Origin of the sequence: Pandoraea pneumonica (assembly GCF_902459645.1) — a bacterium.
In the GTDB taxonomy this organism is placed as follows: domain Bacteria; phylum Pseudomonadota; class Gammaproteobacteria; order Burkholderiales; family Burkholderiaceae; genus Pandoraea; species Pandoraea pneumonica.
Window position 1 is genome coordinate 394,580 of sequence record NZ_CABPSK010000003.1, and the last position, 26,769, is coordinate 421,348.

At 59.3% G+C, this 26,769-nt stretch carries 32 protein-coding genes; 3 read left to right on the plus strand and 29 right to left on the minus strand.

Annotated elements, in window-relative coordinates; all coding sequences use genetic code 11:
- Positions 1-143 precede the first annotated feature (143 nt).
- From PPN31114_RS17275 to PPN31114_RS17285, 3 genes are all read right to left on the minus strand, one after another.
- On the minus strand, positions 144-944 hold the full coding sequence (locus PPN31114_RS17275; RefSeq protein WP_150680739.1) for a hypothetical protein: 801 nt from the start codon (positions 942-944) through the stop codon (positions 144-146).
- 335 nt (positions 945-1,279) lie between these two features.
- Positions 1,280-1,657 carry a hypothetical protein gene (locus tag PPN31114_RS17280; protein WP_150680740.1) on the minus strand — a complete coding sequence of 126 codons (378 nt, stop codon included), beginning with the start codon at positions 1,655-1,657 and terminating at the stop codon, positions 1,280-1,282.
- Between the two features lie 107 nt (positions 1,658-1,764).
- Positions 1,765-2,340 (minus strand): hypothetical protein, encoded by a 576-nt coding sequence (locus PPN31114_RS17285; RefSeq protein ID WP_150680741.1) that lies wholly within the window; start codon positions 2,338-2,340, stop codon positions 1,765-1,767.
- A 474-nt stretch (positions 2,341-2,814) separates the two neighbouring features.
- Between PPN31114_RS17285 and PPN31114_RS17290 the strand changes: the two genes are divergently transcribed.
- Together PPN31114_RS17290 and PPN31114_RS17295 are read left to right on the plus strand one after the other, a co-directional pair.
- On the plus strand, positions 2,815-3,111 hold the full coding sequence (locus tag PPN31114_RS17290) for a type II toxin-antitoxin system RelE/ParE family toxin (RefSeq protein ID WP_150680742.1): 297 nt from the start codon (positions 2,815-2,817) through the stop codon (positions 3,109-3,111).
- Between the two features lie 3 nt (positions 3,112-3,114).
- Positions 3,115-3,429 (plus strand): addiction module antidote protein, encoded by a 315-nt coding sequence (locus PPN31114_RS17295; protein ID WP_150680743.1) that lies wholly within the window; start codon positions 3,115-3,117, stop codon positions 3,427-3,429.
- 65 nt (positions 3,430-3,494) lie between these two features.
- On the opposite strand, the gene PPN31114_RS17300 is transcribed toward PPN31114_RS17295, so the two are convergent.
- Entirely contained in the window at positions 3,495-4,289 is a 795-nt protein-coding gene (locus tag PPN31114_RS17300) for a DNA adenine methylase (protein ID WP_150680744.1), read from the minus strand.
- A 175-nt stretch (positions 4,290-4,464) separates the two neighbouring features.
- Here PPN31114_RS17300 and PPN31114_RS17305 point away from each other — a divergent pair, with 175 nt between their 5' ends.
- Positions 4,465-5,178, plus strand: coding sequence for a hypothetical protein (locus tag PPN31114_RS17305; protein WP_150680745.1), 714 nt, complete (start codon positions 4,465-4,467; stop codon positions 5,176-5,178).
- A gap of 144 nt (positions 5,179-5,322) precedes the next feature.
- Here the strand turns inward: PPN31114_RS17305 and PPN31114_RS17310 are convergent, their stop codons facing one another.
- The 25 genes from PPN31114_RS17310 to PPN31114_RS17430 form a co-directional block, all read right to left on the minus strand.
- Entirely contained in the window at positions 5,323-5,724 is a 402-nt protein-coding gene (locus tag PPN31114_RS17310) for a hypothetical protein (RefSeq protein WP_150680746.1), read from the minus strand.
- Positions 5,711-6,112 carry a phage holin family protein gene (locus tag PPN31114_RS17315; RefSeq protein ID WP_150680747.1) on the minus strand — a complete coding sequence of 134 codons (402 nt, stop codon included), beginning with the start codon at positions 6,110-6,112 and terminating at the stop codon, positions 5,711-5,713. Before PPN31114_RS17315 ends, PPN31114_RS17310 begins: the two co-directional genes overlap by 14 nt.
- Entirely contained in the window at positions 6,091-6,537 is a 447-nt protein-coding gene (locus PPN31114_RS17320) for a hypothetical protein (protein ID WP_150680748.1), read from the minus strand. The genes PPN31114_RS17315 and PPN31114_RS17320 overlap by 22 nt, the downstream gene beginning before the upstream one ends.
- A 1-nt stretch (position 6,538) precedes the next feature.
- A complete protein-coding gene (locus PPN31114_RS17325; protein ID WP_246182612.1) occupies positions 6,539-7,033 on the minus strand; it encodes a glycoside hydrolase family 19 protein in 495 nt (164 codons plus the stop codon).
- Between the two features lie 180 nt (positions 7,034-7,213).
- Entirely contained in the window at positions 7,214-7,876 is a 663-nt protein-coding gene (locus PPN31114_RS17330) for a hypothetical protein (protein WP_150680750.1), read from the minus strand.
- 89 nt (positions 7,877-7,965) lie between these two features.
- The gene (locus PPN31114_RS17335) at positions 7,966-8,271 is read right to left on the minus strand and encodes a hypothetical protein (protein WP_150680751.1); all 306 of its coding nucleotides are present in this window, start codon (positions 8,269-8,271) and stop codon (positions 7,966-7,968) included.
- Entirely contained in the window at positions 8,264-12,019 is a 3,756-nt protein-coding gene (locus PPN31114_RS17340) for a TipJ family phage tail tip protein (protein WP_150680752.1), read from the minus strand. The genes PPN31114_RS17335 and PPN31114_RS17340 overlap by 8 nt, the downstream gene beginning before the upstream one ends.
- A complete protein-coding gene (locus tag PPN31114_RS17345) occupies positions 12,016-12,573 on the minus strand; it encodes a tail assembly protein (protein ID WP_150680753.1) in 558 nt (185 codons plus the stop codon). Before PPN31114_RS17345 ends, PPN31114_RS17340 begins: the two co-directional genes overlap by 4 nt.
- A 63-nt stretch (positions 12,574-12,636) precedes the next feature.
- Positions 12,637-13,404: a C40 family peptidase gene (locus PPN31114_RS17350; protein ID WP_150680754.1), complete on the minus strand. Its 768-nt coding sequence runs from the start codon at positions 13,402-13,404 to the stop codon at positions 12,637-12,639.
- The gene (locus tag PPN31114_RS17355; RefSeq protein WP_150680755.1) at positions 13,401-14,099 is read right to left on the minus strand and encodes a phage minor tail protein L; all 699 of its coding nucleotides are present in this window, start codon (positions 14,097-14,099) and stop codon (positions 13,401-13,403) included. Before PPN31114_RS17355 ends, PPN31114_RS17350 begins: the two co-directional genes overlap by 4 nt.
- A gap of 11 nt (positions 14,100-14,110) precedes the next feature.
- A complete protein-coding gene (locus PPN31114_RS17360) occupies positions 14,111-14,944 on the minus strand; it encodes a tail fiber domain-containing protein (RefSeq protein WP_150680756.1) in 834 nt (277 codons plus the stop codon).
- 75 nt (positions 14,945-15,019) lie between these two features.
- Positions 15,020-15,361: a phage tail protein gene (locus PPN31114_RS17365; protein WP_150680757.1), complete on the minus strand. Its 342-nt coding sequence runs from the start codon at positions 15,359-15,361 to the stop codon at positions 15,020-15,022.
- A 25-nt stretch (positions 15,362-15,386) separates the two neighbouring features.
- Positions 15,387-18,644 (minus strand): tape measure protein, encoded by a 3,258-nt coding sequence (locus PPN31114_RS17370; RefSeq protein ID WP_150680758.1) that lies wholly within the window; start codon positions 18,642-18,644, stop codon positions 15,387-15,389.
- Between the two features lie 9 nt (positions 18,645-18,653).
- Positions 18,654-18,944: a phage tail assembly protein T gene (locus PPN31114_RS17375; protein WP_150680759.1), complete on the minus strand. Its 291-nt coding sequence runs from the start codon at positions 18,942-18,944 to the stop codon at positions 18,654-18,656.
- A gap of 8 nt (positions 18,945-18,952) precedes the next feature.
- Positions 18,953-19,378 (minus strand): hypothetical protein, encoded by a 426-nt coding sequence (locus PPN31114_RS17380; RefSeq protein ID WP_150680760.1) that lies wholly within the window; start codon positions 19,376-19,378, stop codon positions 18,953-18,955.
- Positions 19,379-19,380: 2 nt separating this feature from the next.
- Positions 19,381-19,815: a phage tail tube protein gene (locus PPN31114_RS17385; RefSeq protein ID WP_150680761.1), complete on the minus strand. Its 435-nt coding sequence runs from the start codon at positions 19,813-19,815 to the stop codon at positions 19,381-19,383.
- Positions 19,816-19,823: 8 nt separating this feature from the next.
- Positions 19,824-20,177, minus strand: coding sequence for a tail completion protein gp17 (gene gp17, locus PPN31114_RS17390; RefSeq protein ID WP_150680762.1), 354 nt, complete (start codon positions 20,175-20,177; stop codon positions 19,824-19,826).
- A complete protein-coding gene (locus PPN31114_RS17395) occupies positions 20,174-20,611 on the minus strand; it encodes an HK97-gp10 family putative phage morphogenesis protein (RefSeq protein ID WP_150680763.1) in 438 nt (145 codons plus the stop codon). Before PPN31114_RS17395 ends, gp17 begins: the two co-directional genes overlap by 4 nt.
- Complete coding sequence (locus PPN31114_RS17400) at positions 20,604-20,945, minus strand: phage head closure protein (protein WP_150680764.1); 342 nt, start codon at positions 20,943-20,945, stop codon at positions 20,604-20,606. The genes PPN31114_RS17395 and PPN31114_RS17400 overlap by 8 nt, the downstream gene beginning before the upstream one ends.
- Entirely contained in the window at positions 20,930-21,268 is a 339-nt protein-coding gene (locus PPN31114_RS17405) for a head-tail connector protein (protein ID WP_150680765.1), read from the minus strand. The genes PPN31114_RS17400 and PPN31114_RS17405 overlap by 16 nt, the downstream gene beginning before the upstream one ends.
- 46 nt (positions 21,269-21,314) lie before the next feature.
- Positions 21,315-22,541 (minus strand): phage major capsid protein, encoded by a 1,227-nt coding sequence (locus PPN31114_RS17410; protein WP_150680766.1) that lies wholly within the window; start codon positions 22,539-22,541, stop codon positions 21,315-21,317.
- Between the two features lie 26 nt (positions 22,542-22,567).
- Positions 22,568-23,176: an HK97 family phage prohead protease gene (locus PPN31114_RS17415; protein WP_150680767.1), complete on the minus strand. Its 609-nt coding sequence runs from the start codon at positions 23,174-23,176 to the stop codon at positions 22,568-22,570.
- 16 nt (positions 23,177-23,192) lie between these two features.
- A complete protein-coding gene (locus tag PPN31114_RS17420) occupies positions 23,193-24,305 on the minus strand; it encodes a phage portal protein (RefSeq protein WP_246182613.1) in 1,113 nt (370 codons plus the stop codon).
- 110 nt (positions 24,306-24,415) lie between these two features.
- Positions 24,416-26,119: a terminase large subunit gene (locus PPN31114_RS17425; protein WP_246182614.1), complete on the minus strand. Its 1,704-nt coding sequence runs from the start codon at positions 26,117-26,119 to the stop codon at positions 24,416-24,418.
- A gap of 11 nt (positions 26,120-26,130) precedes the next feature.
- Complete coding sequence (locus PPN31114_RS17430; RefSeq protein ID WP_246182615.1) at positions 26,131-26,637, minus strand: P27 family phage terminase small subunit; 507 nt, start codon at positions 26,635-26,637, stop codon at positions 26,131-26,133.
- Positions 26,638-26,769 lie beyond the last annotated feature (132 nt).

Consider the following 26,769-nt stretch of genomic DNA (forward strand, 5'->3'; position numbering starts at 1 on the left):
TCCCCCGAACGGCGACAAGGGCCAGGATGCCTATTGCGACCCGTGACTTGGTCGCATACTAGCCGATATTTGAGGCGCGGGGGATTGCCACACGTTTGCGGCAATGACGCGTCTATTTTTTGATAAGCATTAATGCCAGAGCACTACGATCTTTGATGCTTTCGCGAAAGGCCAAGCAAGGCGAACCCCACGATCGACAAGATCAGCAGCACTTGTAGCGTGGCATCCCAATGGAAAAGTCCTCTGGCTTGCGGATACTGAACTCGGACATAGACGTAGCTCATCACGCACTGAAGCACTTCAAACGACGCAAGCGCAACCAACAAGAGTCCCGCGACGTGCTGGGCTGACCGCTTCTCCTGCCAAATCACACCGCCGATCCACATGATTAGCAACGCCGCACCGAGGTTCACGAGTGCTTGGCCGCTCGTCATGGCCACCGAACTCATCGTCGGCGACGTGCCGTTGAACAGCGCCCCAATGGTCACGTAAAGCAGAAGCGTCGCGAAACCGAAAAAACCCAGCCCAACCGCGCGCTGAATGTTTTCCTCTACCGAACGCCGACGGTTATCGGTTGCCCGCACAATGGGCGCGCGAAAGAGAATCATCAACGGCACCGCCGAAACCAGGGCCCCGAACAACTGGAAGACCACACTTCCCTCGTACAGAAACAAGCCCGCGACATTACTCAGCAGAAACTGGGCAATGAGCACAGTCCTTCCCCAAGACAACCGCCGCAGCAGCGCGACCGCACAGATCGCACTGACTACGCCACCCAACCCCGTCATTACCCACTGCCAGCCAATCGATAACGTTGATCCCGGAGTGAGTGGCGCGCCACGGGACTGCTGCGATGCATAGACCCAGTAGAAAGCCACGAGCGTAGACATCGCATAGAACATGCAAAAATAGCCCGCCAATGTTGGCCGATCAGATTGGTTCATAAGTCGAAGTGCCCGGAGCGCGGGCGTGGGTCAATCGAAAATTGCCACGAATTGAAGCGACAGAACATCTATTTTCACGCAATGACGGCCCATCCTCTTAAAACAAAGGAGGCGGTATAGGGAGCGAATTCTGGCGCGGAAAAAGAAAAAGCCCTGACAAGTCAGGGCTTTTGAATTTTGGAGGCGGGAGTCGGAATCGAACCGGCGTACACGGCTTTGCAGGCCGCTTGAAAGTCTTAAATATCAATCGACTACTAACAACACCACCCCGAAGCACCCCCTCCAGCGTTCCAGTTACCTAAAGACCCGCTGCGTAGGCTGGCTGGAATCCAAAATTACTGTGGCTCGTATTCATCCCCGACCTGCAAGAGCCCTCTTACACCGAGCACAACGCTGAAGCGCTTGAAATGGCGCAGGAACTCGGCAGCGGTCAAGGCCAAGTCGACCTGTCTCAAAGGAATCGCGCCCTGCGCGCGCTTGGCATCAATGTACGCCTTGGAAGTGTCGTACGTATTTTCGGGCACAACCAGTGCCTTGATCGAAATGAAGTCGTGAGCGCCAGCGTAGAACTTGACACCGACCACCGTCTCTCCCTCTTTGAGGAGTCCTTGGTCCGCGATCCAAGCACGAATGCCAGCCAAGTCAGCGTCGTCAGCGTGAGCATCACCGACCCAATCCCCATATTGCGCCTGCGCTTTGAATACTTCCGGCATAAATTCACCTCGAATATCAATAGTGGAATCAAGAATTCTACATTGCTCTGCACACCTACTTATCTCATATTTCGATTAGAAATCCTCAACGTACGGATTTGTCATTTTTATGGAAAAGGCGGTTGCGCTTTCGCCAAAAACTCATCGCCAACAATTCTCGGGACAGTTTCAAATGCGAGATGGAGCATGGGGGTGACATCAACCCCGTTCAGCTTGTTGTCATATGTTGCATGAGCAAGACGCTGGCCTGCAAAGTCACATGTTGCTACCCACGCTCTCCGCACCTTCTCAGGCTGAGGGAAGCGATGGACCACGCCTAGAGGCAGCCGATGCAAAGGGGAACCACCGATATCCCAGAAATCTTCTATCCCCACGTCCCCCTTCTTTCGCTCCTTTATTTCCACAAGGTCCGAAAGCTGCCCCCCACTCCTTAGCCCCACGAACTCAAGCAGTAGGCGGCAATGAACTGCTGCCATGTTTGAAATCGGATGCGTGTACATGTTAACCGTCGTCTCGTGTACAGGTTCCGCCTCTTGATCGACGTACACCCTCAACGGCGCCAGTTGATTGTGCTTGCTTGCCAGTTGCAAAGCATGCAAGCCATATTCAACCGACATTTTGTAGTAAGGGATTATGTGTAGCAGCATGTCAAAGCGCCGCTTTGCGGCCCGCGTCAATTCCATTTCTCCCCCTTGACTTCGTTGCACTCGGACAAACCAGATATACTGTACAAAAACACAGTGTTATATTTTGCACCATGCCGCACATCCTGTCTGACACATCAAACTCACCGTGCGATAGGTACATGCTCGATACGGAGCATAACGTTGTGCCAGCGAGCGATTGGGCCGACTGGTGTAAATGGATGGCCGGGCCACTGTGCCCTCGATGGGTGACGGAGGTACCGCCGACTAACGTTCGAGTTTTCACGTTCTTCGCAGGCATGCCAGACGAGCACGGCGCCTTCTTTTGGACCACCATCACTGGCGGACGTTATCACGGGCGAGCAGGGCACGCGCTCACCTACGCAGACGCCAAAGCACAGCACACCCGGGTGGTTGCTTGGCTCCGCAAACGCTTCCCCGACCCGTCATGAGTAGATTTTTGCAAAGCGACTTTTCATTGCAATTGTGTAACCCATGGGTTACATTTAAATCATGACGAAAATTCTCCAACACCCTGAATTCAGCAAATGGTTTTCCGGCTTGCGGGACAAAAAAGGCGTTGCCGCGATTGCTCAACGGCTCGACCGCATCGCCCTTGGCAACCCGGGGAACGTCAAGCCGGTGGGCGAAGGCGTGTCGGAGTTGAAGGTGGATATCGGCCCGGGCTATCGCGTGTACTTTGTGCAGCGTGGAGCCGTGCTTGTGGTCCTGTTATGCGGGGGCGACAAGTCGACGCAGGCCAAAGACATTAAGCGTGCCAAGAAGTTGGCCGACGAGCTGGAGGATTGAGAAATGAAACTTAGCGAATTGAAGGAATTTGACGCCGCAGAGGCGCTACAAGACGACGAGACGATCCGACATTACCTGTCGCTCGCGTTCGAAGGAGGCGACCCGCGAGAGATTCAGCGGGCGCTTGGCACGGTTGCCCGTGCGCGAGGAATGAGCGCACTTGCACGAGACTCCGGGATCGCTCGTGAAGCGCTTTATCGTGCGCTGTCAGACACGGGAAACCCCGAATTTGCGACCATCGTAAAGGTAGTAAGCGCCCTTGGCTTACACCTCACGCTGACCGCAAACACCGAGCCGACAGACACCGCGACGGCGTGACCTTCTTTAGCACGCTACGCCGCCGCCCGGAACTAAACGCGAAGTGCGGCACACGTGCGCCAACTTTACCCGAAGAGCCCCGCTGGCTCCGCGTGCCGGTCCCAACTGTAGATAATCACTTCTCTCCGGTCGACGGGTTTGTCATTACCGCCGACCGTGTATTTGATATCGCACGTGTCAATCTCGAACCCCGCGAATACACGCCGAATATCCGGGTGATCATTTAGGCTCACAATCGCCTTCCCTTTGATCGTTCGAAGCAAGTCAGCCATGCGCTCGTACTCAGCAAACGGGAACGCCACGCCGTAACCCTCTGTCTGCCAGTAGGGCGGATCAAGATAGAAGAACGTCTGCTCGCGGTCATAGCGCTCGATGCATGCGTACCACTCCATATTCTCGATGTACGCACTAGACAGACGGAGATGAGCCGCCGACAAATTCTCCTCTAAGCGCAAAAGATTGAGTCCGGGCGGTGCTGTAGTAGCCGTACCGAAGCTCTGCCCTTCCACCTTCCCACCAAAGCAATTTTGCTGAAGGTAATAGAACCGCGCAGCACGTTGAATATCCGTCAGCACGCGCGGCGGCGTGTCTTGCAGCCACTTGAACACCTCCCTGCTCGATAACGCCCACTTGAACTGTCGCACGAACTCCTCGAGATGGTTCTGCACCACACGATATAGGTTTACCAATTCGCCATTAATGTCGTTAATCACCTCGACCGGTGCCGGGTTCCGCATGAAGTACAACGCTGCACCTCCAGCGAACACCTCGACATATGTCTTGTGTGCTGGAAAGCGGGGGATTAGATCGTCCGCAAGACGGCGCTTTCCGCCGATCCAAGGGATGATGGGTTTCGTCATGAGTATGGGCCTTATGGTTTTGTTACAATTCGCCCCGCCTCCTAGGAAGGTAGCAGGGCCTTGGCTTGGCTCACTGGGTACTCAGTGTGTCAGGTGACTGTTCAGATGCTGCAACACCTGAGCGGTCGCCCTGTTTTTCGGATACGAGTCGTTTCTCTAAGCGGGGGGTGAACGAATGTCACAAAGCCGAGCGCTAACGGCAATCAGCATCGTGGGAGCTGCTGTCACGGATGCCCTGACAGCACAAAACAGTCTGGTTGCCACGTTGGGCGGCACTGGTATGGTTGTAGCTCTTACCGGTCTACTAGAGGCACGCGTAAAGAATGCGACGCAGATTATTGAAGAAGAGCTGCGCCGAGGCGACCGCAACCTCGACGTCTCGGATCTCGATGGCGTCGCGGCAATTGCATACAGGTACGCTCGGGCCGCGCAGGAGGGCGCAGCACGCAACAATTTGCGTCTGATGGCAAGAGTCCTCGCGGGCCAACAAGAACAAAAATCCATCTCAGCCGACGACTTCCTTTATTACGCAGATCTAATTTCTGGTCTCCGGAGAAACGAGATCATCTATCTCGGAAGCCTACTGCGCTATAACGTGCGGCTTGAAGCATTACAGCCCCAGAATTCCCAAGAGTTGCAGAAGCGTTACCTCGATATGCAACGCGAGCTACATGCGAGCGGCTTTTTGACTCACGAGCAAAGCACAGTCGCCACCAGCCTTCAGCGCACAGGCTTGATCCTCAGTTTCCAGACCGGCATGAACTTCACCGGATCCTTGGGAATTCACGTGGGGACGCGTCTGCTTGATGAATTCGAGCGATGGGCAAAACTGGAGGCATTGGTTCGTGAAGATGGGGCCACAGAACCGCCCCCTGACGTGAGCAATTAACGGCTCCACGCCGCTACCGTCTTGGCGTGGCGGCGAGCGCAATCAACCAGTGCCCCAAGTAACTTTTCCTGCACCCACACTTGCCACACGTCGTAATCGGCAAGTGCGGGGGCGTCCGGCACCTCGCAGGCTGCGGCAAGTGCACTATCGAGTTGCGGCTTGCTTGGCGGCGTCAATTGCGTCTGAGAGGCTGCGCAGCCGACCAGCATCAGGGCGGCAGTCAACAGGCAGAGGCTTTTCGTTCGCATAGTTTTTCAAATCCTTCGATAGTTGGTCGAGCTTGCCGACAATCGCAGCACGCTCGTCGGTATACGACTTAGCCGCGTCCCTCACCAAGTCGGCCCCCTTCACAAAATCCGCCAGCGCGGCCTCTGCCGCTGACGCGCGATCCTCTGCTCTCGCATGACGTTCTTCAGCGATTGCCGCTGTCATGCGCCAACCGTTCACCACCCAGCCGCCGCCGAATCCAGCGAGCACGCCCAAAAGCAAGAGCGCGACGATGAGGCCGCCCTTGGATGTCCACGCTGTAACGTCAAGCACGCCCACGATCCACCTCCTGAAGTCCGCGATTCAGTACAGCGTCAAGGACGCGGGATCCGCCGTACCCGGCCAGCGTGATAGCCAGCGCTTCAAGCGCCCACTTCCACTCCATCCACTCGGCCACGAAGAACGCCGCGAGACCCGCTACAACGCCGACGACCAGATCCTTCGCAACTTCAAGCGGCACTGAGCGAACAGGCGGTGCGTCAACTCGCGCGAGCTTCTGCAACGTGTTCGCGACCCCACCGAGCAGCGAAAACACCAATGTCAGAACGATGGCGGCCGGTGCGATGTTCGCAAGATCCTGATCGAACGTCACCGAGCTACCGGCGATGGCTGCCGTCGCCCAGCAAAGCAGCCAGATTGCCCACGTCAGCTTGATAATTTGTTGCACACCATCCCCCGTTGAGTGCGATGTTTTTGAAGGGCGTCGCGCAACGCGAGCACGACGCCAAAGCAAGCCATTCCGACGTGAAGTGCATACACCGCCCAATCTCCGAATCCGACGCTTGCAGCTCGAAGTACCTGCACAGCGACGAACGGCGGCACGAGATATCCGAACGCCACTCCCACATAAAACCAGTGACGTAGGTGCACTGCCCAAGGCAAAGCGAACCGTGTCGGCATCACGTCGTTTACAACCACGTCCGCCAGCAAGGCCACGGCCAACGCAGCAGTCCCACACGAAATCAGGCCGCCCGCCACCCCACTGAAGTCGACCATAAAGGCCGCGAGTGAATCCGGTGCCCCGAACGCAGCGACCGCCATGTACAAAGCGAACAACGCGTACATGACGCGCGCAACAATGTCTCTTTGCATCTCACACTCCCAAAGCAGCCTTGGCCTGCTTCCACCGTGATTGCCGATCCGCAAGGCCATTCGTGCCGCCGTTGATGACTCGCGTAAGCCCAACGAAATCGCCCCGATCCGCTAACGCGTTACAACCCGAGTTTTTCCAGTACCAGCCCGCCGAGCGAGCGGCATTGATCGGCTCTAGCAACAGCTCCGGGTGCTCCAGCAAGTCCAGCTCAAGCGCCATCCCGCACAGCACGTAGTTCCGGTGCCCCGTGATCTGGATTAGCCCTCGGCCCTTGTATCGCTGCCCGTCGCCGTCGGCTTCCGGCGTGTTGCCCAAAGCGATAGCTTTCGCGCCGGTGTCGTAAGCCGCTCCGCTCGCGTATTCCTGTGCCGTCGCGAAGCCATCACTCTCGTGCCCGATCTGCGCGAGAAAGGCCGCTTGACGTTCAGGCGTCGATATCCCGAACTCGGACATAGCCAATGAAACCGGTGCGGCCCACCGGGCGGCAAGCTTCACGCTGGTTCCTGTAGCGCGTTGAAAGGTCTGCAACTCCATTAGCGCCCCACAAACCAGATCGTCAGAAGCGGCGACGCCACCACCGCGCCCACCGCCACAAACCCGAGCAACACATCCATATGCACCTCCAAATAAAAAAGGCCACCCGAAGGTGGCCTTGCTGTTGAACTGCTCAAAGATTTAGAGCGCCGATACGTCGAGCACCATCGCATTCCAGCGAAGTGCCGATCCAAAGTCGTAGTTATAGGCGGGAGGGTTCGGGGCTTTCGGACCAAAACGCCAGTGATAGAACGATTGATAAACGACACCCGAGCCGGTCGACCATCCGCCCATACCCAAGATGCCACTCCACGCGCCCTCGTCCTTGCGACCGCCCGAAAGCGTCGTGATCGGCGTCAGAACAGCGCCCACGGCGAGCTTGCCGCGCCCCGGGTATGAGTACGGCTGCGTGAACGCGCCGGGGAACGCGTATTGCCCGTAACCGTCACTGTCGCGGGCAATACGCCCCGAAAGCACGTCGGCGACACGCGCATATTTCGTGCGAGCGTCAAACACCGGCACCTGCGCCTCGTTGAAAATTCGCACGCCTGCCCCGGGACCACGATAGGCAGGTGTCGGATTGAACACATACCAATCGACGTCTTGCGGGGACAGCGAGTGCAATCGCACGGTCCACGTACCGTTGCCATTGTTCACGCACGTGAGCTGCGCAACCGGATAAGGGCACGAGTACGCCACCATTGGCTGCGTACCGACAAATGTGATATCCGCGATGTACCCGGACGCATAGACGTCGCCATTGCCACTCCCGCCGATCCAAATGCTGGCCCAAACAAGCGACACAGTTCCCTTATCCGACACGCCGTAGTTCGTGTACTCCCCGTCAATCTGCAAGTTGAATTGGTTATCACGACAACGAAAACCACCCGGCATCAGTAGACTCCATAAACGATGTAGACCGGCACCCCATACTGCGTGCCTTGCGGCGTGGGATACGTCCACGAAACCATGCGGTTCGCATCTGAAATCACGGGATGGCGCTTGTAAGCCCGCACATCCGAAAACAGGAGTGCGAGCTGGGGCGCGAAGTAGATATCGCCAGTTGCAAACGCTGGGTGCCAGACGCTTCCCGGATTGACACCATCCGCATAGGCGATGCCCAGCACGCGAGGCACACGTGCTGAGCCGTCGAAGACCGTTCGCTGCTGCTCATCGAGAATTCGAAATCCGCTAGGCATCCCACCACCCGAATTGAGCGTTAATGTTTCCGTTCGGGAAGAACAGCGTCACACCGTTGCTATCGATCTTGAGCCGCCGCCCTTCCGCATTCATGGGGTTAAATTCCATCTGCCCCGTGCGGAAGTTGAGACGCAGCAACGGCTGCCCCAGCGCATTACGCGCGTCTGACTCCAGCCACTCGACAAAAACACCGCTACCCAAAGTGGCTTTGCCGATCAGCGCACTGTTAATCACCGTATCGCCGTTCTGGATCGCAAACGGAATTGATACCTTCCCGTTTACAACGTTAAGCACGAAAAACTGATCGGCCTGCACGCCAAACCGCGACGTGGGCTTACCGTTGCTGTTGTCGATACCGACGCTGAAACCTGCCGCGTACGGAATGCCGTCGGCCGTTACGTTGACCTGCACCACCCGAGACGCCGAGATCTTGCCGTCGAGCGAAACCTGCGCCTCAGACAGATCCTGAATTGCCGCACTGGTTTCGCCGAGCGATGCCTGCACGTTGTCGACACGACGAGCGACGGCCATGTTTTCCGCTGCCCACGCAGACTGCTGCGACCAGACACCCGCAAACACTTTTGTTGATCCGGCGTTGAACGACGTCGAGCCAGCCATCGGCGGATTCAGTGTTGCATACACCCCGTCAAGCTTCGTAGCCAGCGCATCGTTCTGCTGTGCGCGCGTCTGAGACTCTTCGATCAATCGAGCATCTACGTTCTCGAATGACGACTGCATCGCATCTACTTGCTTCGTGATCGCCTTGTCTCGCTCAAGACTTGCGCTCGCCTCACGAGTAACTAGCGCATTGGTGTCGCCGACGCTCGCCTTTACCAAATCGACCTGCGTGGAAATCACTCGGTCGCGCTCGACGCTGGCACTCGCCTCTCGATTCGCGAGCGCTGCGACGTCGCCGACGCTGGCCTGCACCGAGTCGATACGCTTTGCCGCCGCCATATCCTCGCTGGCCCATGCAGCTTGTTGGGACCACACACCTGCGAGCACAAGCGTTGAGCCAGCGTTGAACGTCGTCGAGCCAGCCATGGGCGGATTGAACTGCGCATACACGCCGTCAACCTTCTGCGCCATCGCATCCAACGCAGTAACGCGCTGCTCGTGCTCGTCTACGAGCGCTGACGACAGCCCCTCAACCTCGCTTTGTACGCCGCGTACCCGCGCATTGACGGATCCGGGCAATTCAGGCGGCCCGTCAATCAGGTCGATACGCTCAGCGAGCTTCTTTCCGATGATCGACTCGTCAACTTCTCCTTTGATGTAATCGAGAATGTTGCCGGGATTGACGTCGGTCGAGCCAAGCACCCCGCCAACACTGGGATAAAAGTCGCCGACGTTGCCGGATCGGTCGACCAGTCGCGCCCAGAAATAGAATTTCTGACCGTGAGCCAACCCCATGAGTGACGTTGAGTTGTGCGGATAGGCAAAATCGCCGAGCTTGATCGCTGCGCCCACGTTAGCCGTAAGCGAATACCAGATCTCCGTTCGCTCGATATCGAGCGGCCCGGGCGGGAAACCCCACGCAAGCGCGATGCCCATTACCAGCGGACTGGCGCTAAGTGCTGTGACCACTGGCGGCGGCGTCGTCTTACCTTCCAGTAACGTCGCCACCGAATAAGTCGCGGCAGACATCACCCCCAGCGCGTTGATCGCACGAACCCGCATTACATACGTGCCCGCGTAGATCCCTTGCACTTCTGCGCTCGTGCTACCCGTTGTCGGCATCGACACCCAATCGCCGTTGTCACGACGCCACGCCACGCTGTATTGCACGGCATTCTTGACTGACGGCCACTCGCCTACCATCGTCGTGATAGCGATGCCCTGATTAATCACGTGATAGGCGGAAACCGTCACGCTATCGGGCGGGGGCTGCACGCTTGGAGGCACAACGACAGTCGGTCGCGGATCAATGCGCGTGCCGTGATCGACCGCCTCGAACTTACCCGGCTCGTACTGCACGGCCGTAACCTCGAACGTGAGCTTGTCGCCCGCGCGCTTTTCCTTGACCAATCGAACCCGGTAGAGCGGCGCCGTGAGATCCGAGGTCTCGATCACCCATGCCGCTTGCTTCGCAACTTCCTCGGGCCAGTCCTGCGTTACGGTCACAACCCGGTCACTGATAAGCTCGATGGTGCGCGTGGCGCTCTGACCGCTCGGCATGTTGATCGTGATCGTGTCGCCCGCAGACGCGTATGGCTCTCGATCCAACGTAACCGACCGCCCCGACGACTGACTCACGCGGCCGTCGTTCATCCGCCGCGCCCGCACCCGGTCATACACTCGCACCACTTCACCCGGGAGGCTGCGCAGCCCCTCCAATGCCACCTCAAACGTAACGGTGCCCCGCTCAAGCCGCGACGAGAGCAATAGCCATTGCCCCAAGCGTTGCGCCTGCCCTTGCGAAGTGCACCCGAACGCAACGACCTCGGTGATTTGGAGGCCGTAGCGCTGGATGCCGTCGGGGTCTTCGACGTATTCAACTTTCTGCCGCCCGAAGTCGGTTTGATCCGACCACGACACGAGCGCCGCAGTGAAGCGAGTCTTACGCGGCGTGCCTGCGTAGCGAAACTTGCCGTCGATGACGTTCGCCGCGTTGTAGACGTACCCGGGATCTTTGGGCATGTCCGCCGACACGAACACGGTGCCTCCGGCCATGTACGCGATGCCTCGGAACAGCGAGGCAAGATCCTGAATTACCTTGCGCGCCTGCGCCCGCTTTTGCAGGTACACATTGCACGTGAAGCGCGGCTCCATGCCGCCGCGACCGTCCGGCACCATCTCGTCGCAATAGCGGGCAATCGTGTACAGATCCCACTTATCGAGCTGGTCGGCCGAGATGTACCGCCCAAGCCCGTAACGGCGCGAGAGCACAAGATCCCGGAACACCCAAGCCGGATTGTTCGTCCACGCGAGCTTAAAGGCACCTCCCCACGCTCCGGTGTACTGGCGAGTCCACGGGTCATAGTTGTCTGGCACGGCCACAATGCGCCCATAGATCTCATAGGCACGCTTTGGAATGCTCCCGCTGAATTGAGCGGCCGGGAGTGTAACGAAGGCCAGTGCACTCATGGGGTAGCGCAACTTGGCGTCGATAACCTCCGTGTATGCCTCGACAACCGTCTTACCCGAGATCGTGTCGCTCGTCGGTTGCGGCGTCTTTCGCACAACGCGAACCGTCCAACCGAGCTTTGCATGCGGTAAATCGATGCGCCGCGTGCGCTCATACTTTTGCGTCGTTTTGCCATCGAACGCTTCGTTCAGCACGTCGACGAACGGGCTACCGTCCGTCGAAAGCTGAATGGAATATTCGACACGCCAACCGACCCTATCGCCGTTGTCGAGCTGCTGCATCAATCCGGCAGCGGACAGCCTGACGCGCACCGCCGACAGACTCAGATTGTTGATCGCTTGCGTCCAATGCTGGCCGAACTTCAGCTCGACGCCGACATAGGTTTCGTTGTCGACCGAAGGCAGGCCAGCGATATAAGTCTGATCCTGCGTCCCGGGCCGGAAGTCGACCGTAGCGCCTTGGAAGTTGAACGACCCGTCCGCGTTTTGTAGCGGCGTCTCATTCACGAATACAGACCGCAACCCGTCGACGAACCCGTAGATCTCTCCTTCGCTCACGATATCGAGCACCTTGGCCGTCGCGACGCTATGCAAACTGTCCGGTGACTCCACCGGCTGGCGCACCTCGCTCTCGGCCTTGAATCCCATCAATGCGTTCACTGCTGATCCTCCGCATAAATGCCGCCAGAACCCACCGCCGAACCTGCAATCACGCGGCCGTATGCCAGACCGACGCAGTTCCCCTGCGCTTCGGTGTTGACGATCCCGTTGAAGTAATACGAAGCGCCGTTGTCCGGTGAGTCGGCCGCCGCGACGCCGTTCGGTTGACGTGAGATCAACTGCGTCACGCCGCCGAGCGTCATCGAAATCCCGAGCGGCGCAGCGGCGGGAAACCATATCGACGCGACCAAGAGCACCCCACCCAGAATCGTTTGAAATACGCCGCCAGCCTTCGCCCCCTGCAAGATCGGAGCGATGCGAATGTCCTCGCCGTTGGCGAATGTCCGCAGCTCGTCATAGCCGAGGTTTCGCTTGCCGACGAACACGGCATACGAGATCCCGAGATCCTGACTCTCCATCAGCGCTTGCCTAAAGCCCGGGACCATCACGCTAAGTGCCTTGATCGCTTCGGCCGGGGACGCCACCACTAAGCGGTGCACGCGACCGAACCGCGCCCCTAGCCATCCGTAGAGCCTTATCGTCGTATAGGTCATTTGCGGGACCCCATAGAAAAGGCCCGCTCGTGGCGGGCCTTGAGAAGCGTCAGACTCATTCGATCATTCGCGCACGTAGCGCAGCACGTGACGGGTGCAATCGAGCCAGTACCCGCCATATACGTCGCGCGTAGAGAGGCGCCCGTGTAAGTGGTGCAGCATGCAACCGTCGCCGATGTAGACCCCGGCATGGTTCGGGACACCGTTCTTGCTGCGAATCTGCATCAGGATCACGTCGCCGACTTGCAAATCGCGAACCGCGCGGTGCACGGCGGCCGGACTATCAGCAACATCCTCGAAGCCAGCGTCGCGATAGTGCTGCCGATACAAGTCACTTTGCCCGTCGTCCCACCAGCCATCCGTTCGGCCAAAGTCCGGCAACACAATGTCGCGCTCCCGCTCGTACCAATCGCGCACAAGTGCATAGCAGTCGAGCGTACCGTGATGGAAGGATCGGCCGACGAGCGGGGCCACGTAGCCACGTGGCTCGATCATCTTCGTCTCGCCGGACGGCCAAGCCATAATCAGCCACGGCAGGCGAGAGCCTTCGCACCTCACGAGATCCCCCTGACTGGGTTCGGGTGACGCATCGGGATGTGAATGCACTGCACACACAATCTCGCCCAGATCTTCGGCTGCGGAATACTCATCAGCGGGCAGCATGAAACTATCCCATTTCCCCGTACGCGGATTGCGCGCGGCCTTGTTCGAACACGGCACGTACACCTCGCGCCCTCGCTCAATGATGACGAGGCCGCAGCATTCCCGACGCTCGTTCTCGTATTCCTTGGCGGCGTGCTCGCGGATGGCTTGCAACGTGGTTTCGTTCATGATCGGTTCAGCCCTGCGCCCGGGAAGGCGCGAAAAGGTATCGGCTCCCACTCGCCGAATCGCAACTTGCAATCGCTCATTGCACGGCCGCACGCATCGAGCGACGGATCGTCGACGGGGTTGCCCTTACGATCGAAGCAGCGCGTGCCGGTGTAACCGCACTCCGGCCCGCGATACTCCTCGACGTCGCACCAGTTGGCAACAATGGTTCTAGCGGGGATCTGCGCATCGCCAAAGTCGAGCAACGACGCAAGTTCGAAGTCGACCTGAATCCCCGGCTCTTCGTTGGTTTTCTGCTCGATACGCCACTCGCCGGTAATTGTTCCCTGCGACGGATCTGCCGACGGGTTGCCTTCCGGGAAATTTCGAGCATCTAGATAGTGTGCGAGCGTTCGACGGCGGCGAAACACTGCACCGACGAGATCCTCGTAAAGCACGCACATAGCCGAGATAGCCCCCTCGAAATCGCCTACCGAAACCGTGGGCGTCTCCTGCTGCCCCTCCCCGATGAGTGCAAAACCGTCGCCAAGAATCGGCCACGCCGTGTACTCCACACCACGCCACCAGATCGACGCGACGTCGGGGTAGCCATGGAAGTGAAACATCAGGCTAGGCTCGATACTCGTTGCATCGAGCTCGTACATCTCGACGTAACCACCCGGGGATAGCGTTTGAATATCTGCGAGCAACGGCATGTCGCCCTCCTTTAACTTGCGTCGCCGGAAGGCGTACCGTTGACTGCGGCTGACAGTGCGTCTACGGCAGCGGTAAGGTCAGTGATACGTGTTTCCGCCTCCTTCAAACGGCGTACCACCGCCTGCACACCAGCGGCCAAATAGACCGTTAGACCGGAGTAATTAACCCGCTGGTAGTCCGGCACCATCTCGTCGGTGCCCCCTGCCGGGTCGGCAGCACGCATCGCGTCTTTTGTCCCTGTTACCAAATGTGGGAACTGCTCCTGCAACTCGTGCGCAAAGACACCGGGACCGCGCGAGTGATCGGGGTCGAGGAGAGCATCGTATTCGAACAGATGGAGCCGCAGGAGGCGGCCGAGTACGTCATCTGGGTCGAGATCGGCCACGTTCTCTTTTAGCCGATAGTCTGAACCTTGGGTTAACGTGCCCAGTATCGATAGCCCGCCGACCGACGATAGCCCCATCAAAATACCGCCGTTCGCCGTGCCGCCACCGTTTGACCCAACCCAAGAAAGGCTACCGTCTACGCTCAAGAAGCAAATTCGTGCCACGACACTCGGGATATGCCACTCAAACGCGGGCCAGTTGTCGTTCTTTACTTGTACGTACCCCTTCACGGCATTTCCGACGGTGCCGTCTCCCATAACGAAATTCGAAGATGAACCGCCCGGGTTCTTCGGCATCTTTTGTGCGAGTGCCGCCTCGGCCGTCTCGCTCGACATTTTCGCGTCGAGCTGCCGTTGCGTCTCCTGAAAATTGTTGTTGGTCCGCGAAAATCCAGTACGCGCGTCGTCACCGCCCGCACCATCCGGCAGAGAACCCAGCCTGATAGGATCGAATGCCATAGCCCCTCAAAAAGAAAAGGCCGCTTGAGTAACCCCAAGCAGCCCATATGATTTGATAACGAACCCACCGGCGCGCTACGGCACCGGCGACAGTTCAAACGTGGCGGTGATCGTGCAGTTGCCAGCGCCGTGCGCGACGTAGCCGTAGCCTCCGGTCACCTTGTAAATCCCCTTGCTGTGATCTGGCGGGGTCCAGTAGAACCGCGTGACGCCGCGATGGCGGCGCAGGAAGTCTTTGACGGGTTCCAGCTCCGCAGTGGTGCCGACTAGCGTCACCGGCCACGATTGCTTTTCGACGTTAATGCCGTCGTCCGCCTGTTGGCTGTAGCCGTCGCCGAACTGCGCAGTTAGCGTGCGAAAAGTAACTTGGCCCTGCACGTCGGGACGCACCGGCCAAGTGAAGGTTTCAAGATCCATCCGCTACCTCATTCATGCGCCATGGCTACCTGCGGCCACGGTCAGCCCACTCGGTAATGAGACCGCCCGGCCGCAGTGCCGCTCCAATCTCAGCACGTGCCCGGTCGCCCATCTGCTCGGCGAGGCGCTGCAATAGCGGATCATTGGCTGCCGTCTGCGTTTGGGTTTGCGCACTTCCGGGGGTAATGTAGAAATTCTGTTCGACGACCACTGACGGCGTTGCAGCCCCGCGCGTTGCTGCGGGAACAGCAACCACCGGTGCGGCCGACGAACCCCCAACGTACCCACCATCGGAGAAACCCGGCAACGACGCGTTAAGGCCACTAAGAAACCCCATCATGCCGGGGCGACGCACGACGTCCGCATTCACGACGAATTCACCGCGATGCACAACGCCTGCTGCTTCGTACTTACCGCCGTCGCCCGTGTAGCCCCCTTCAGAGAAGCCGAACATGGACGCCAGCCCGCCCCACCCGCCAACGCTGCCCATCGCGCCCGATAGCCATCCGCCGTTGCCGAGAAGCGTCTCAGTGAAGAATTTCTGAGAAGCCAGCTTGGCGAGATCGCTAAGCATGCCCGTGGCCATTTTCGAGAATGCGCCACCGACCGACTCGGTGCCCGTCACCATGCTCGAAAATGCGTCGCTGAACCGCTCACCGAGATTGGTTTGAATCGCTCGGCCGAGCGCGTCGACGTTCACCTGCGTGCGAAGCATGCCGGTGTTCAACCGCGCCATGAATTCATCGATCTGCGGGGTGTTGCCGTATTCGGCTTTCAGATCTGCAACAGCCTTTTTGACCTGCTCGTATCCAGCCACGGCGATACGCGCAGCGCCGTCCGTTGCTTGCAGGCTATCCACCGTGCCCAACGTACCGAGCGCCTTGCTGTTGCTGATATTTTCGAGCGTGCGGTTGTATGTATCGTCGACCTTCCGCACTTGCTCTTCGTAATACCGCAGCGAGTCAGCAACAGTGGTGATGCGTTGCAGCGCGATAGCCTGATTGCCTTGCTGCTCGGCCTGCGTTTTTTTCTGCTGGATCTCCTGAATCTTCGCAAGCACCTGCTCGCGTTGCTTCGCGTCCTTGCCGCTGAAGTCTTGCAGTTGCGCGATCTGTTGGTCATACAAGGCCAGCTCGTTGGCGACTGCTTCCTGCTGCGCTGCGCCCTTCGCAGCGAGATAGTCCTTAACGGTCATGAAATTCTGACCATAGAACGCGTCGAGCATTGCGTTTCGGTCTTTGAGCAACGATTCTTCGGCCGCGATCTGGCGCGTCGTCAGACGCAGCGATGCGTCTAGATCGAACTTCGGCGCATCGAAGGTCGATCCCTTGTCCTTAAACTTCTCGCTGATCTGCGCAATACCTTTCGACAGATCCGCATCGGAAAGCTTGCCGGTGAACTGCTCTTTGAATTCCGCGATGGCGTCGTCGCGCTCCTGCTGACGGCTCCGGTACTTCTTCATGAAGTCCTTGAGCGCGTTCTGCGTCGTGCGCCCCTGCGCGATATCCTGCTGCTCTTGCAGGTCACGAGCACCGAACTGCAACTGTGCGAGCTGCGAACCTTTCACCCGCAACAGCTCGTTACGCGCAACATCGTTCAATCGCTCATAGCCGCCGCGACGATTCACGATGTCGTCGACGTCTTTTTTTGCCTGCGCAATCGCATCGGTTACTTCCGTCGATGCGGAGCGCGGGGCCATCCCCTTTGCGGCGAGCGCGTTACGCTCTTTTAGCTTGCCGATCTGCCGGTCGAGATCCGCAATAATGTCGCTCGTGCTTTTCTCGACACTACGTTTCGCATCATCTTCGGCCCGCTGCGCGCTCGATCCCCACAACTGCCACGCAGCAACGCCAACCCCTAGCGCCGTCGTGACGAGTCCGATAGGACCGCCCAGCACGCCAAGCGCTCGCCCGAGCACGCCTGCAACACCGCTGGCGCCAGCTTTGGCAGCGGTAAGCGCCAGCGTGGCCTCGGTTTCGGCCGCCGTGGCGGCAGTCATGGCGGCAGAGATGCGGGCTTGCTGCTGACCAAGAACGGCCAATTCAGCAATGGCAGCAGCTCGTGCCTGCGTCGCAGTTGCATTGGCACGCAGCGCTGCGCTATGCGCCCCCATCGCGACCGTCGCTTCAATCGTGGCATTCGCCTCGGTGAGCGTCGCCATAGCCTGCTCGCGCGCGGCAACGACTGACGCCTGCGTTGCGACCACTTTGTCGACCGACGCCTTTGCCTTGAGCACGTCAGCCTCGGCGCTCGCCACAGCAGCCGCGCGTTCGGTCGCAAGCGCTGCACTCGCTGTAATCGCCGCGTTGCCCTGCTGCACCATCGCGCTACCGGCCGTCAGCGCCCAGCCGCTCAGCTTGTAGGCAAGCAAGCCCTCGACCGCGCCCGCGAGCACGTCGAAGTTCTTCGCAGCCAACGTCACAGTGCTCGACAGGGTGCCACCGATCCCGGAACCCTGATTTAGTGCAGCGACGTAGCCGATAGCTTCATTCTTGAGCAATTGAAACGACTGCCCAATCGTCTGCGGCATCTTGGCCGCTTCGGCTCGGAGCTTGTCGAAAGAATTCAGCACCGACTGAAAGACAACCTCAGACGTCAGCTTGCCCTCGGTGCCGAGCTTCTTTAGCTCGGCCTGCGCCACGCCCATACCGTCCGCAATGGCCTGTGCGAGACGCGGCGCGTTCTCCGTGATCGACCGGAATTCATCGCCTTGCAAGCGGCCGGACGCGAGGGCTTGACCGAGTTGCAAGATGGCCGCTTCGGACTGTTGCGCACCAGCGCTGCTAATCAGCAGCGACCGGTTCACCGATTCGGTGAAGCGCACGAGATCCGTCTGACTACGCGTCAGGTTCTCCGTCGCCCGGGAGACCTTGCTATACAGGTCAACCGTGGCAGTGAAGCCCGCGCGCGTGTCGTTGGCCGTGCGGAAGAGCTGCGACTGTGTTTCCTGCAACTCACGTTGCGTGTCGGTCACCAGCCGCAGCTTTCCGACGACCTGCTCGGAGGCATCCGAGAGCGACACAAACTCACGGGCGACCACTGCGACACTGAACATAGCGAAGGCGTTCGCCATCGCACCGCGCATCTGATCGAAGCGCTGCACGACGGCGCTCGACTGTGCTTGGATGCTTTTGAGCGCGCCTTCGGCCGTTTTCGTCGACGACTCGATACGCTGCATGCTTTGCTGCGTGACGTCCGCAGCGCGGTTCATGTCCGCGTTAAACTTCGCGATCCCCGCTTCAAGCGAGACGACCGCAGACCCCATGTTGACGTTGCCGTACATGGATGTACCTCACTTTTTCGATGGGGGAATGCCGAATATCGTCGCGCGCAGCAGATTGGAGTGCGCAACCTTGTCCTGCAACAGAACAGGGGCCGCAGATTGCTTCTCCAACTCGGCTTGACGGCGTACGTTCCACGGCATGAAATGCAGCGGACCAAAGGCGTCAGGCGTTTTTTTCGGGTCGCGATTGACGTTGTAGATTGCCGAGACGACCGAGCCAGCCCGGAGATCGTCGAACGACGATCCCCAAGGCTCCAGTTCCGCGAAGGCAATCCAGCGCGTGAACTCCGCGCTGGACACACTTCGCTTTAGCTCGGCGACTGTTCGCCCAAGGGCGAGGGCGAGTCGGAACCAGAGCCGCTCGACTGGATCGTCTCGGAGGGCTTTTTTGCCTCTTCAACCGCCCCCGGCCCAAGACCGTTAATGCGGATTGCGTGCAGAGCCAAGCGCTCGATAACATGCGGCTGCTTCTTACGAAGCTCATCGAGCCGGTCCGCCCCGAACAGCAGCGCCCCGTCGTCGTCCACAAGGCAGAGAGAAACGACCATCTGGCCGAATCGCACCGCCGTGACGTTCTGGCTCGCATCCGAAGCGGCGACCATCATCGCGGTGAGCTGGTCGCGCTGCTCACCGCTCATCATCCGCACTCGCACGTCGCCACCCCACTCGGGCACAGGCACCGACTCGACCGCAAGATCGTCGGCAGCGAGGATTTGTTCTCGTGTCAGTGCCATGCTTAGCCCCCGACCGGCGCGTCTGCCGAGATGACTTCACCCGTCACCCGCAGCGTGACGCTAACCTTCATGATCTGATCCACACCGCCGTTTGTCGGAAAGCTCATCACGTAGGCGTCAAAGGTATCCGTGTTACCAGCCGGGTACGTCAGACGAAACGCACACTTCTTTCGCGACTTCTTAGCCGCAATGAGCGCGAGCTGCCCCGGATCCGTGAAATTGCGGTTCATTTCCATCGTGAAGTTGCCGAAGTCCTGCAAGCCCGGCCGCACTTCCTTCGCCTTGCTGCGCAGGTTCGTTGCGTCCAGCTCCGACGCCTTGCCGTCAAAGCCCTGATAGCTCACAACCCCTTCGATCTCGACCCACTGAGCACCATCGCCCTTTACTTCGAGAATCGAGTCTTGCGCGCTGATAGCGCCATTTTCAAGAGCATCCATGTGCCCTCCTAATTAGTAAACCAGATAGAGAAATCGCGGGACGCTCGCCAGAGACCTGTGTCTGCCTCCTTCGTCCAGCGGGGATTGCCTTCGAGCGGTATTGCCTTCAGAACCGCGTCACGCGTCAAAGCGAGGAATGCTCCGTCCATGACGGCCAGCGCCTCCAAAAGTGACTTTGCGTATGCGTCGATCTGCATACGAGCGTTCTGCGTGGAACTCGGGCCGCGCAACGTGACGTTCGGCTTGCCGCCTATACCTTGGTAGGTAATACGCGGCAGCTGTGCGCCTTGTGGTGCCGTGCCGGGGAATACAGCCCCCGGCGTGACCGGCTCTAGTGCCGCTTGAACCGCCTTTTCGATCATTTGCCACTCCCGTGGAGCTGAATCCCGCGCCACAACGAGTCGAGCAGTTGCCGAACCGCAGCGTCGCCGGTCGCTTCAAACCCGGGCCGCACAAACGGCTCGGCGGGCATCTTTGACGTACCGAACTCCTTAAAGACCCAATACCAAGCGTCCCGGCTGTAGTCCTTGGTTCCGTCTCGGTTACGACGCGGGCCGCTTCGCACGCCGATGATGTACGTCATGTGAAGCGGATCACTCGGATCCCTGATTCGCTTTCGGTACACCGCCGCTCGCATGCGTCCCGTATCAACCGGCGCTCGCTGTTGGATCTCGCGTTGGATTAGCACCGCCCCTGAGCTGACCGAGCGCCCCAGCGTGGTCCGTGCGACCTTGGGGGCGAGCTGGCGCATTCGGTCAACGATCTCCTGCCATCCCTGCACACGGAAGTCAGCCATCGGAGGCTCCGGTTGAACAGGCGAAATCGACGTACACGCGCCGACGTTTATCAGGAAGGATCGCCGCGATGCTGTAGACCTGTCCGTCTGCGTCAACGATTCGATCCGACGCGAGCACGTCGTCACGCCAGCGCATGCGAATACTCACGGTCGCCACGCTTACCTCGGTGCCGCTCGTCACGTACTCACGTCCATTGACGAAACGTATGTCGCCCCAATCTGCGTCTAACCTCACCCATTGGTGCGACTGCTCGCCCAAGGCGTCCCTTACGGACTCTCGTCGCTCGATCACCACCCAATCGCTTAATCGACCCGCTCTCATAGCGAGAACCATCGGTAGGGGCCGACCAGTGCCTCATAGGCCAACGGCACCGTGTACAACTGCGCCCCATCGCCAACGGCTTCCCGATGCTCGTACCAATGGCCGATGAGCATGAGCATTGCGACGCGAACGTCTTCCGTGACAGCCATCGCGCTCTCGGGGGCGTCCTCGGGCAACTTCTCTTCGGCGGGGTACAACTTGCGCCCGGTATCGTTCTCGATCTTCCGCTGCGCAGCTTTCGCGAGCAGTTCGACGTGCGGATCGCTCCCGCCGTCAGCGGGCGGCGACCCACGCAAGCGCAGGTGCCGCCATACCTCTGCATATGTGACGAGCATAAAAAAAGCCGCTCTCGCGGCCCTCACTGACGGTTACTTCGACGATTTACGCGGGCTTGCCCTGCAACGACTTGATCGCCGCCAAGTCCTGCTGAACACAGCCGAAGCGGTAGAACATCAGGAAGCCGGTCTGATCGAACTCGGCGTACCGCTCGACCAAACGCTTGAGCGTCATCGAGCGGACCTCGCGAATGACGAACTGCGAGAAATCGCCCGCGTACATGAACTTGCTGCCCGCACCGACATTCGCAACTGCCTGATCGACGACGTATTGATACTTCAGGATGCGTGCAGGTGCCCCAGCATCCAACCCCGGGATCCACAGCGGACGGCCCTGACCGTCTTCCATCTCCTCGATGAGCTGCATCGTCGAATCGTTGAATGCCAAGCGGAAGTTCGGGGCCGAACGATAGGCCGGATCGACGGAGTGGATCAGCGCGTTAATCTCCTTCCACGTGAATTTGTCCGCTGCCGCTGCGATCTTGCCGACGGGGGCGGAGGCTTCCAAGCCCTTCGGCTGTGCGGGCTTGCCTGCGCCCGTGCCCTGTACGATGAGACGGGCGCGGACGCGGCCGATACGCGAGCCGGCGCGTCCGGCCAAGAACGCCTCCATATCGACGCCCGCGTCGTTCAGCAGCTCATTCGACACACGGATCACCTTCGACGTGAGCTTGTGCGCGCCGACCGCATCGAGGCCGAATTCCACGTCCTTCTCGCCCGCGTCTTCGTTCTCGCCAACGAGCGCACCTTCGTCGTTCGTGCCGTCGCTTGTCGGCCACTCGATGGGATTACCGCTGTCGGTAACGAGCAGTTGCGACACCGATGCAATGCCGCCGAACGCGCGCATCGATTCCTGCACACGCGCAAGAAACGTCGTCGGTACGGTGTAGCCACCTCGCGACGGCTCTGCTACGCCTTGCGCGCGGCTTTCCGCCGCGAGCGCTTGCCGCTCTTCGGTCGACAGATCGCCGAGGCCGCGACGCATGAAGCGGTCGAACAACGCGGAACGCTGCTCGTCTTCCGTCTGCGTGCCCGCTGCCCGGGCGGCCTGAGCCGCCAGCTCGGCGGCATTGCCTTCGACGTAGCGTTGATCGTTCGCGCGAAGTTCTTCTTCGCGCAGGATCTTGTCGTCGAGAATCTTGATATCAGCGCGCATCGCGTCCCACTTCGAGCGCTGCTCATCACCCCATGCGCCATCGCCTTGCGCCTCGTGATAAGAACGCATTTCGTTGGCGAGCTGCGAGCGGCGTTGCTTCATTTCTGCAAGAGTCATATGTGCTCCGTTGATAGTTGGTTGAATCAGAGAGTTTCGAGATAGCGCTCGCGTGCGCGACGCCCGTTTTCGGCTTCGACGCGCGCCTTGTATTGCGCGTCGTTTGCCTCTTTCCACGCGCTCAACGAACGCTGCGCGGCGTGACTGTCTTCGTAAGCCGGATAGGTAACGGGCGATACGTCGATGAGCGCTTCGAAGCGGCGAATTGTTCGCACAACGATATCGCCCTCTTCTCGCCACTCATCGCCCCCCGGGGCTACACGAAACTTGAAGCTCGACCCGGAAACGTCGCCTCGCTGCATCGGCGCGAGCACGAGATCCCGCACCATTTGCGTGTCCGGAGGCGTGATCGTGTACGCCAGCCCGCGTGAGTCGAGCGAGAGCGAAAGCGTGCCGCTTCGCGTTCGCCCGAGGACGAAGTTGGGATCGTGATTGAACAGAGCTCGCACGTCGTCGCCGATCACGTCATCGAACGCACCCGGCGCGATCTCCTCGACGAACATGTTCATAATCAGCGAGCTACGCGTGTTGAATACCGCCGCGTAGCCCACGATGACGGAAGGCTTCGCGGGATCGCTGGACGAGCGCAGTTCGCACGGCTGACTCGTCAGCGTGCGCATTTCAATGGTGGTCATGAAAAGTACCTTTGCGTTATGCCTGAGTTGGCGGGGGCGCGTTGACCTGCGATGCCGGTTTTGCGTTCACGCTAACGAGCATTTCGCCAAGGCCATCGCGGGGGTTCAGATCTTCAAGCGCACGAACTTCGTTTCGATCCATCCAGCCGTCCGTAATCGCGTAGTGGTAGAACTCCGCACGCTCTTTCGGGGTGCCACGCAGCAGCGCAGCCAGATTGGCTTTTACGTAGTAGCCCGCCTTTCGCTCCGCTGGCGTGAACACCTTACGGTTTAGCTCCTGCTCCCAGTTCACACACCACGGCAACATGGTGTGACGCACGAACTGGATGCCCGCCTCGCTGATATTCGAAAACGTCGCCCGCTCAAGATCGTTGATCATGTGCGCGGGCACGTTGTAAATGCTCGCGATCTCCGAACGGTTCATCTTGCGGGTATCAATAAACTGCGCGTCTTCCGGCGCAATTGAGATCGACTTGTACTCAAGCTCCGCAGGCAAGAGAAGCGTCTTATTCTCGGAGGCCGCGAGTGCCGTTTGCGCCTTGCGCCAAACAGACTTCAAGCGCTCCCACGACGTTTCGTTAAGCGCCTGCCCTTTGAGCGTCACAAGCCCGGTAGGTCTACCGCCACCCGTGAAGAACTCTCGCCCGTAGCGCTGCGCCGCGATACCGAGGCCCAACATCTCCGCGTGCTGACGAATCGGACTGATCCCCGTGCGCCCATCGGACCCGAGCGCGCGAATGTGGATCATGTCCTCGGGCGCAACGGACATTGGCCTATCGTCGTCGCCCAGCGTGGAGTAGACCCACCGATTGCCGTTCTTAACCAACGTGGTCTGCCAAGGCAGACACCGCGCCAGCTCGACCAGCTCACCGCGAGCGCTTCGTCGGATCGGCGTGTACGCGTTCCCCCATCCACAGACGTGCGCCTGTCGCGTTTCCCGCCACTTGTAGCTCGTCTCCCACTCGTTCGGAGCGTCGTGCAGCAAGTAGTAGGCAGCGTGATCGGTGGCGACGTCCACCCGCTCCCCACGCCGACGAAGCACGGCAAGTGGCAGTTGCCCCCACGAACTCGATAGCACGTTGATACACGCATACACCGCAGACAGGCGCATAGCCGTTTCGGTGGTCACCGATATCTCCCCCGCGCCGTGAATGTACTCGTGCAGGTTCTGCGCCGTAATGGAGGACGATTCCGCGTCCGCGCTACGTTTGCCAATCAAGGCGTTTAAAAGTCGCATGGTCACATGACGAGCACGTCGTCTTCATCAATGGTTTCACTCAACGGACGTCCATCACCGGCGCTTGCTCTCGACAGTGCCATGACCGTCGCGACGGCTGGGTCGATACGCCCTCGCGCTAGCGACTTCTTCTTGTCCGGCCGGAAGTTACCGTTACTGTCAAAGAGCAGCGAGACGTTGAGCGTCGCCCAACGCATCACGGCATTGCCGCCGTGGCGCAGCCGGTAGTCGTAAATCAGCTCCTCGAACTTCTTTGCACCGGGGTACATGCCACCTGTCATCTGCGGTACTTCGACCATCGGCACACCCGCCTCCATCAGCTCGTTGGCAAGATGCGTCGCGTTCCACTTGTCGAAGGCCAGCTCGACCAGCTCGTAACGCTCCCGCACCTCGCCAAGAATGAAATTCTTGATCGGCGTGTAATCGGTAACGTTGCCCTCGGTGACGTTGAGCCACCCGTCTTTTTCCCAACGCTTGTAGTCCGCCCGGTCATCCGCAGCCTGATCGGTCACCTTCGCTCTCGGGCAATAGGTGTAGACCAGCAAGTACCACTCGCCGTCTGGATCACTTTCGTCGGGAGGGAACACAAGCGCCAACGCGGTCAGATCTCGCGTGGATGACAGGTCCAATCCGCCGTAGCATTTGCGGCCCCTGAGAATCGCCGGATCGAACGGCTTTCCACCCTTGTCATACGTCGCCGCATGGATCCAACCGTCTGCGCCGTTGACCCACTGATTCAGATCCTTGGTCAGAAAGTTGGTAAGCGCGGACGGCAGCGCCTTTGCCTTGCGAGCCATCGACCGCATGTATTCGAACCGCTTGGACATACCCAGCCCGGGGTTCGCCTTGATCCAGTTCCGCTCCTCAAACGGATCATCGTCAGCGTCGAGCGTGTAGACGTAACCGAAGAAGCTATCGTCTTCACGCTCGCCCCGCAGAATCTCGATCAGGTAGCGACGTATCTCCGTACAAACACCATCCAGAATGAAGCCTGCCGTCGTGATCGCGGAGAGTAGCGGCTGTGTACGCGCCCCAAGCGCAGACTCCATTACGTCCCACACTTCCGGCGTTTTCTGCGCGTGCAGCTCGTCGAACAGAATTGCCGACGGATTCAACCCGTCGAGCGATTCAGCGTTTGCCGGTAGAGGCTTGAACACTGAACTATCAAAAGCAACTTTTTCCTGATTGGTGCCTTCATGGATGGTGAACGAGCGCTTTACGCCTTTCGAGCGACGCGCCCATCGCCGGATATTGTCGAATGCAGGCTTGAACACCGACATTGCTTGTTCACGGGTAGTCGCCACCGCGTAGACTTCCGCACCGACTTCCATGTCGGCCATAAACAGGTACGCACCTTGTGGGCCTTTCCATGTGCTCTTGCCATTCTTGCGCGCAACCTCCTCATAGCCACGGGTGAAACGACGCGTGCCCTCCGGACCGAGCCAGCCGTACAGGACGGCGGTCCAAAACTTCTGCCATGGGTCAAGCAGGATTGGCCGACCGGCCAACGGCCCTTTGATGTGAACGAAGAAGCGCTCGATGAACTGAATGACTTTCCACGCATGACCGGGGCTAAACGTCAGGCCACGCTTTGCCCCGTCTCGCAGATCTTGGTAGTGACGCTCGACCGCGAGATACACCAGCTCACCGACAACGATCTCCCCTCGCAGCACGGGCAGACCATAGTCCTCATCCCACTCGTGCAAGACGCTCGGGGTTAGTTGAGCGATTTGCTTGCGGGTGCGGCGAGCGCGGATTGCAGCAGATCGCCGAAGAGATCGTCCTGCTGCCCGTCGTCGCCCAACTTCGCCCTTGCCATCACCGATGACGGTAGGGTCAGGCAACTCTCGGGTAGCCATTTCAGCAACTCCGTTTTAAGCGTCTGTGCCGCATAGAAGAACTGGTGCGGCTGCTCGAATCCGGTCTTGGTCTTGATGAAATACGAGCCGCTGTTGCTGGCTTCGAACTCCTGCAACTGCAACTCGGTGTTCACCCATCGGATGAAGGTTTTGCACACGACCGCAATCGCCAGCCCGGCAGTCATGTGCGGCAGCCCTTCTTCGCGCAAAACGTGGCAAATGTAGTCCCACACCTTCCGCTCGCGCGGCGACAACTGCGTGCCGGGTGGTGGCTTCGGTGAAAGCAACTTCTTACCAACGGTGCTTGCTGACGATTTTTCGTCAGCCGCGTACTCATCGGCCAGATCGGTGTAATCCGAACTCATACGGCGCTCCTGTGGCCCGCGACAAGATTTTTCGCCAAACAGGGCGAAGTAGCGGGTCTACGGGGCGGCTGCTTTAACCCCCCCCCTCTTCAAAAATCACTGCTCGGAAAAACGCAGCTGGGCGCTCGGTCC

Excerpts from the sequence above, each read along its gene's own strand:
- PPN31114_RS17280 (WP_150680740.1), bottom strand. The coding sequence starts at position 1,657 with ATGCCGGAAGTATTCAAAGCGCAGGCGCAATATGGGGATTGGGTCGGT.
- PPN31114_RS17395 (WP_150680763.1), bottom strand. The coding sequence starts at position 20,611 with ATGGCTGACTTCCGTGTGCAGGGATGGCAGGAGATCGTTGACCGAATG.
- PPN31114_RS17290 (WP_150680742.1), top strand. The coding sequence starts at position 2,815 with ATGACGAAAATTCTCCAACACCCTGAATTCAGCAAATGGTTTTCCGGC.
- PPN31114_RS17275 (WP_150680739.1), bottom strand. The coding sequence starts at position 944 with ATGAACCAATCTGATCGGCCAACATTGGCGGGCTATTTTTGCATGTTC.
- PPN31114_RS17385 (WP_150680761.1), bottom strand. The coding sequence starts at position 19,815 with ATGGATGCTCTTGAAAATGGCGCTATCAGCGCGCAAGACTCGATTCTC.
- PPN31114_RS17350 (WP_150680754.1), bottom strand. The coding sequence starts at position 13,404 with ATGAACGAAACCACGTTGCAAGCCATCCGCGAGCACGCCGCCAAGGAA.
- PPN31114_RS17400 (WP_150680764.1), bottom strand. The coding sequence starts at position 20,945 with ATGGTTCTCGCTATGAGAGCGGGTCGATTAAGCGATTGGGTGGTGATC.
- PPN31114_RS17360 (WP_150680756.1), bottom strand. The coding sequence starts at position 14,944 with ATGGCATTCGATCCTATCAGGCTGGGTTCTCTGCCGGATGGTGCGGGC.
- PPN31114_RS17380 (WP_150680760.1), bottom strand. The coding sequence starts at position 19,378 with ATGGCACTGACACGAGAACAAATCCTCGCTGCCGACGATCTTGCGGTC.
- PPN31114_RS17370 (WP_150680758.1), bottom strand. The coding sequence starts at position 18,644 with ATGTACGGCAACGTCAACATGGGGTCTGCGGTCGTCTCGCTTGAAGCG.
- PPN31114_RS17320 (WP_150680748.1), bottom strand. The coding sequence starts at position 6,537 with ATGCAAAGAGACATTGTTGCGCGCGTCATGTACGCGTTGTTCGCTTTG.
- PPN31114_RS17365 (WP_150680757.1), bottom strand. The coding sequence starts at position 15,361 with ATGGATCTTGAAACCTTCACTTGGCCGGTGCGTCCCGACGTGCAGGGC.
- PPN31114_RS17295 (WP_150680743.1), top strand. The coding sequence starts at position 3,115 with ATGAAACTTAGCGAATTGAAGGAATTTGACGCCGCAGAGGCGCTACAA.
- PPN31114_RS17430 (WP_246182615.1), bottom strand. The coding sequence starts at position 26,637 with ATGAGTTCGGATTACACCGATCTGGCCGATGAGTACGCGGCTGACGAA.
- PPN31114_RS17300 (WP_150680744.1), bottom strand. The coding sequence starts at position 4,289 with ATGACGAAACCCATCATCCCTTGGATCGGCGGAAAGCGCCGTCTTGCG.
- PPN31114_RS17335 (WP_150680751.1), bottom strand. The coding sequence starts at position 8,271 with ATGCCTAGCGGATTTCGAATTCTCGATGAGCAGCAGCGAACGGTCTTC.
- PPN31114_RS17410 (WP_150680766.1), bottom strand. The coding sequence starts at position 22,541 with ATGACTCTTGCAGAAATGAAGCAACGCCGCTCGCAGCTCGCCAACGAA.
- PPN31114_RS17355 (WP_150680755.1), bottom strand. The coding sequence starts at position 14,099 with ATGCCGTTGCTCGCAGATATTCAAACGCTATCCCCGGGTGGTTACGTC.
- gp17 (WP_150680762.1), bottom strand. The coding sequence starts at position 20,177 with ATGATCGAAAAGGCGGTTCAAGCGGCACTAGAGCCGGTCACGCCGGGG.
- PPN31114_RS17415 (WP_150680767.1), bottom strand. The coding sequence starts at position 23,176 with ATGACCACCATTGAAATGCGCACGCTGACGAGTCAGCCGTGCGAACTG.
- PPN31114_RS17345 (WP_150680753.1), bottom strand. The coding sequence starts at position 12,573 with ATGACCTATACGACGATAAGGCTCTACGGATGGCTAGGGGCGCGGTTC.
- PPN31114_RS17305 (WP_150680745.1), top strand. The coding sequence starts at position 4,465 with ATGTCACAAAGCCGAGCGCTAACGGCAATCAGCATCGTGGGAGCTGCT.
- PPN31114_RS17405 (WP_150680765.1), bottom strand. The coding sequence starts at position 21,268 with ATGCTCGTCACATATGCAGAGGTATGGCGGCACCTGCGCTTGCGTGGG.
- PPN31114_RS17285 (WP_150680741.1), bottom strand. The coding sequence starts at position 2,340 with ATGGAATTGACGCGGGCCGCAAAGCGGCGCTTTGACATGCTGCTACAC.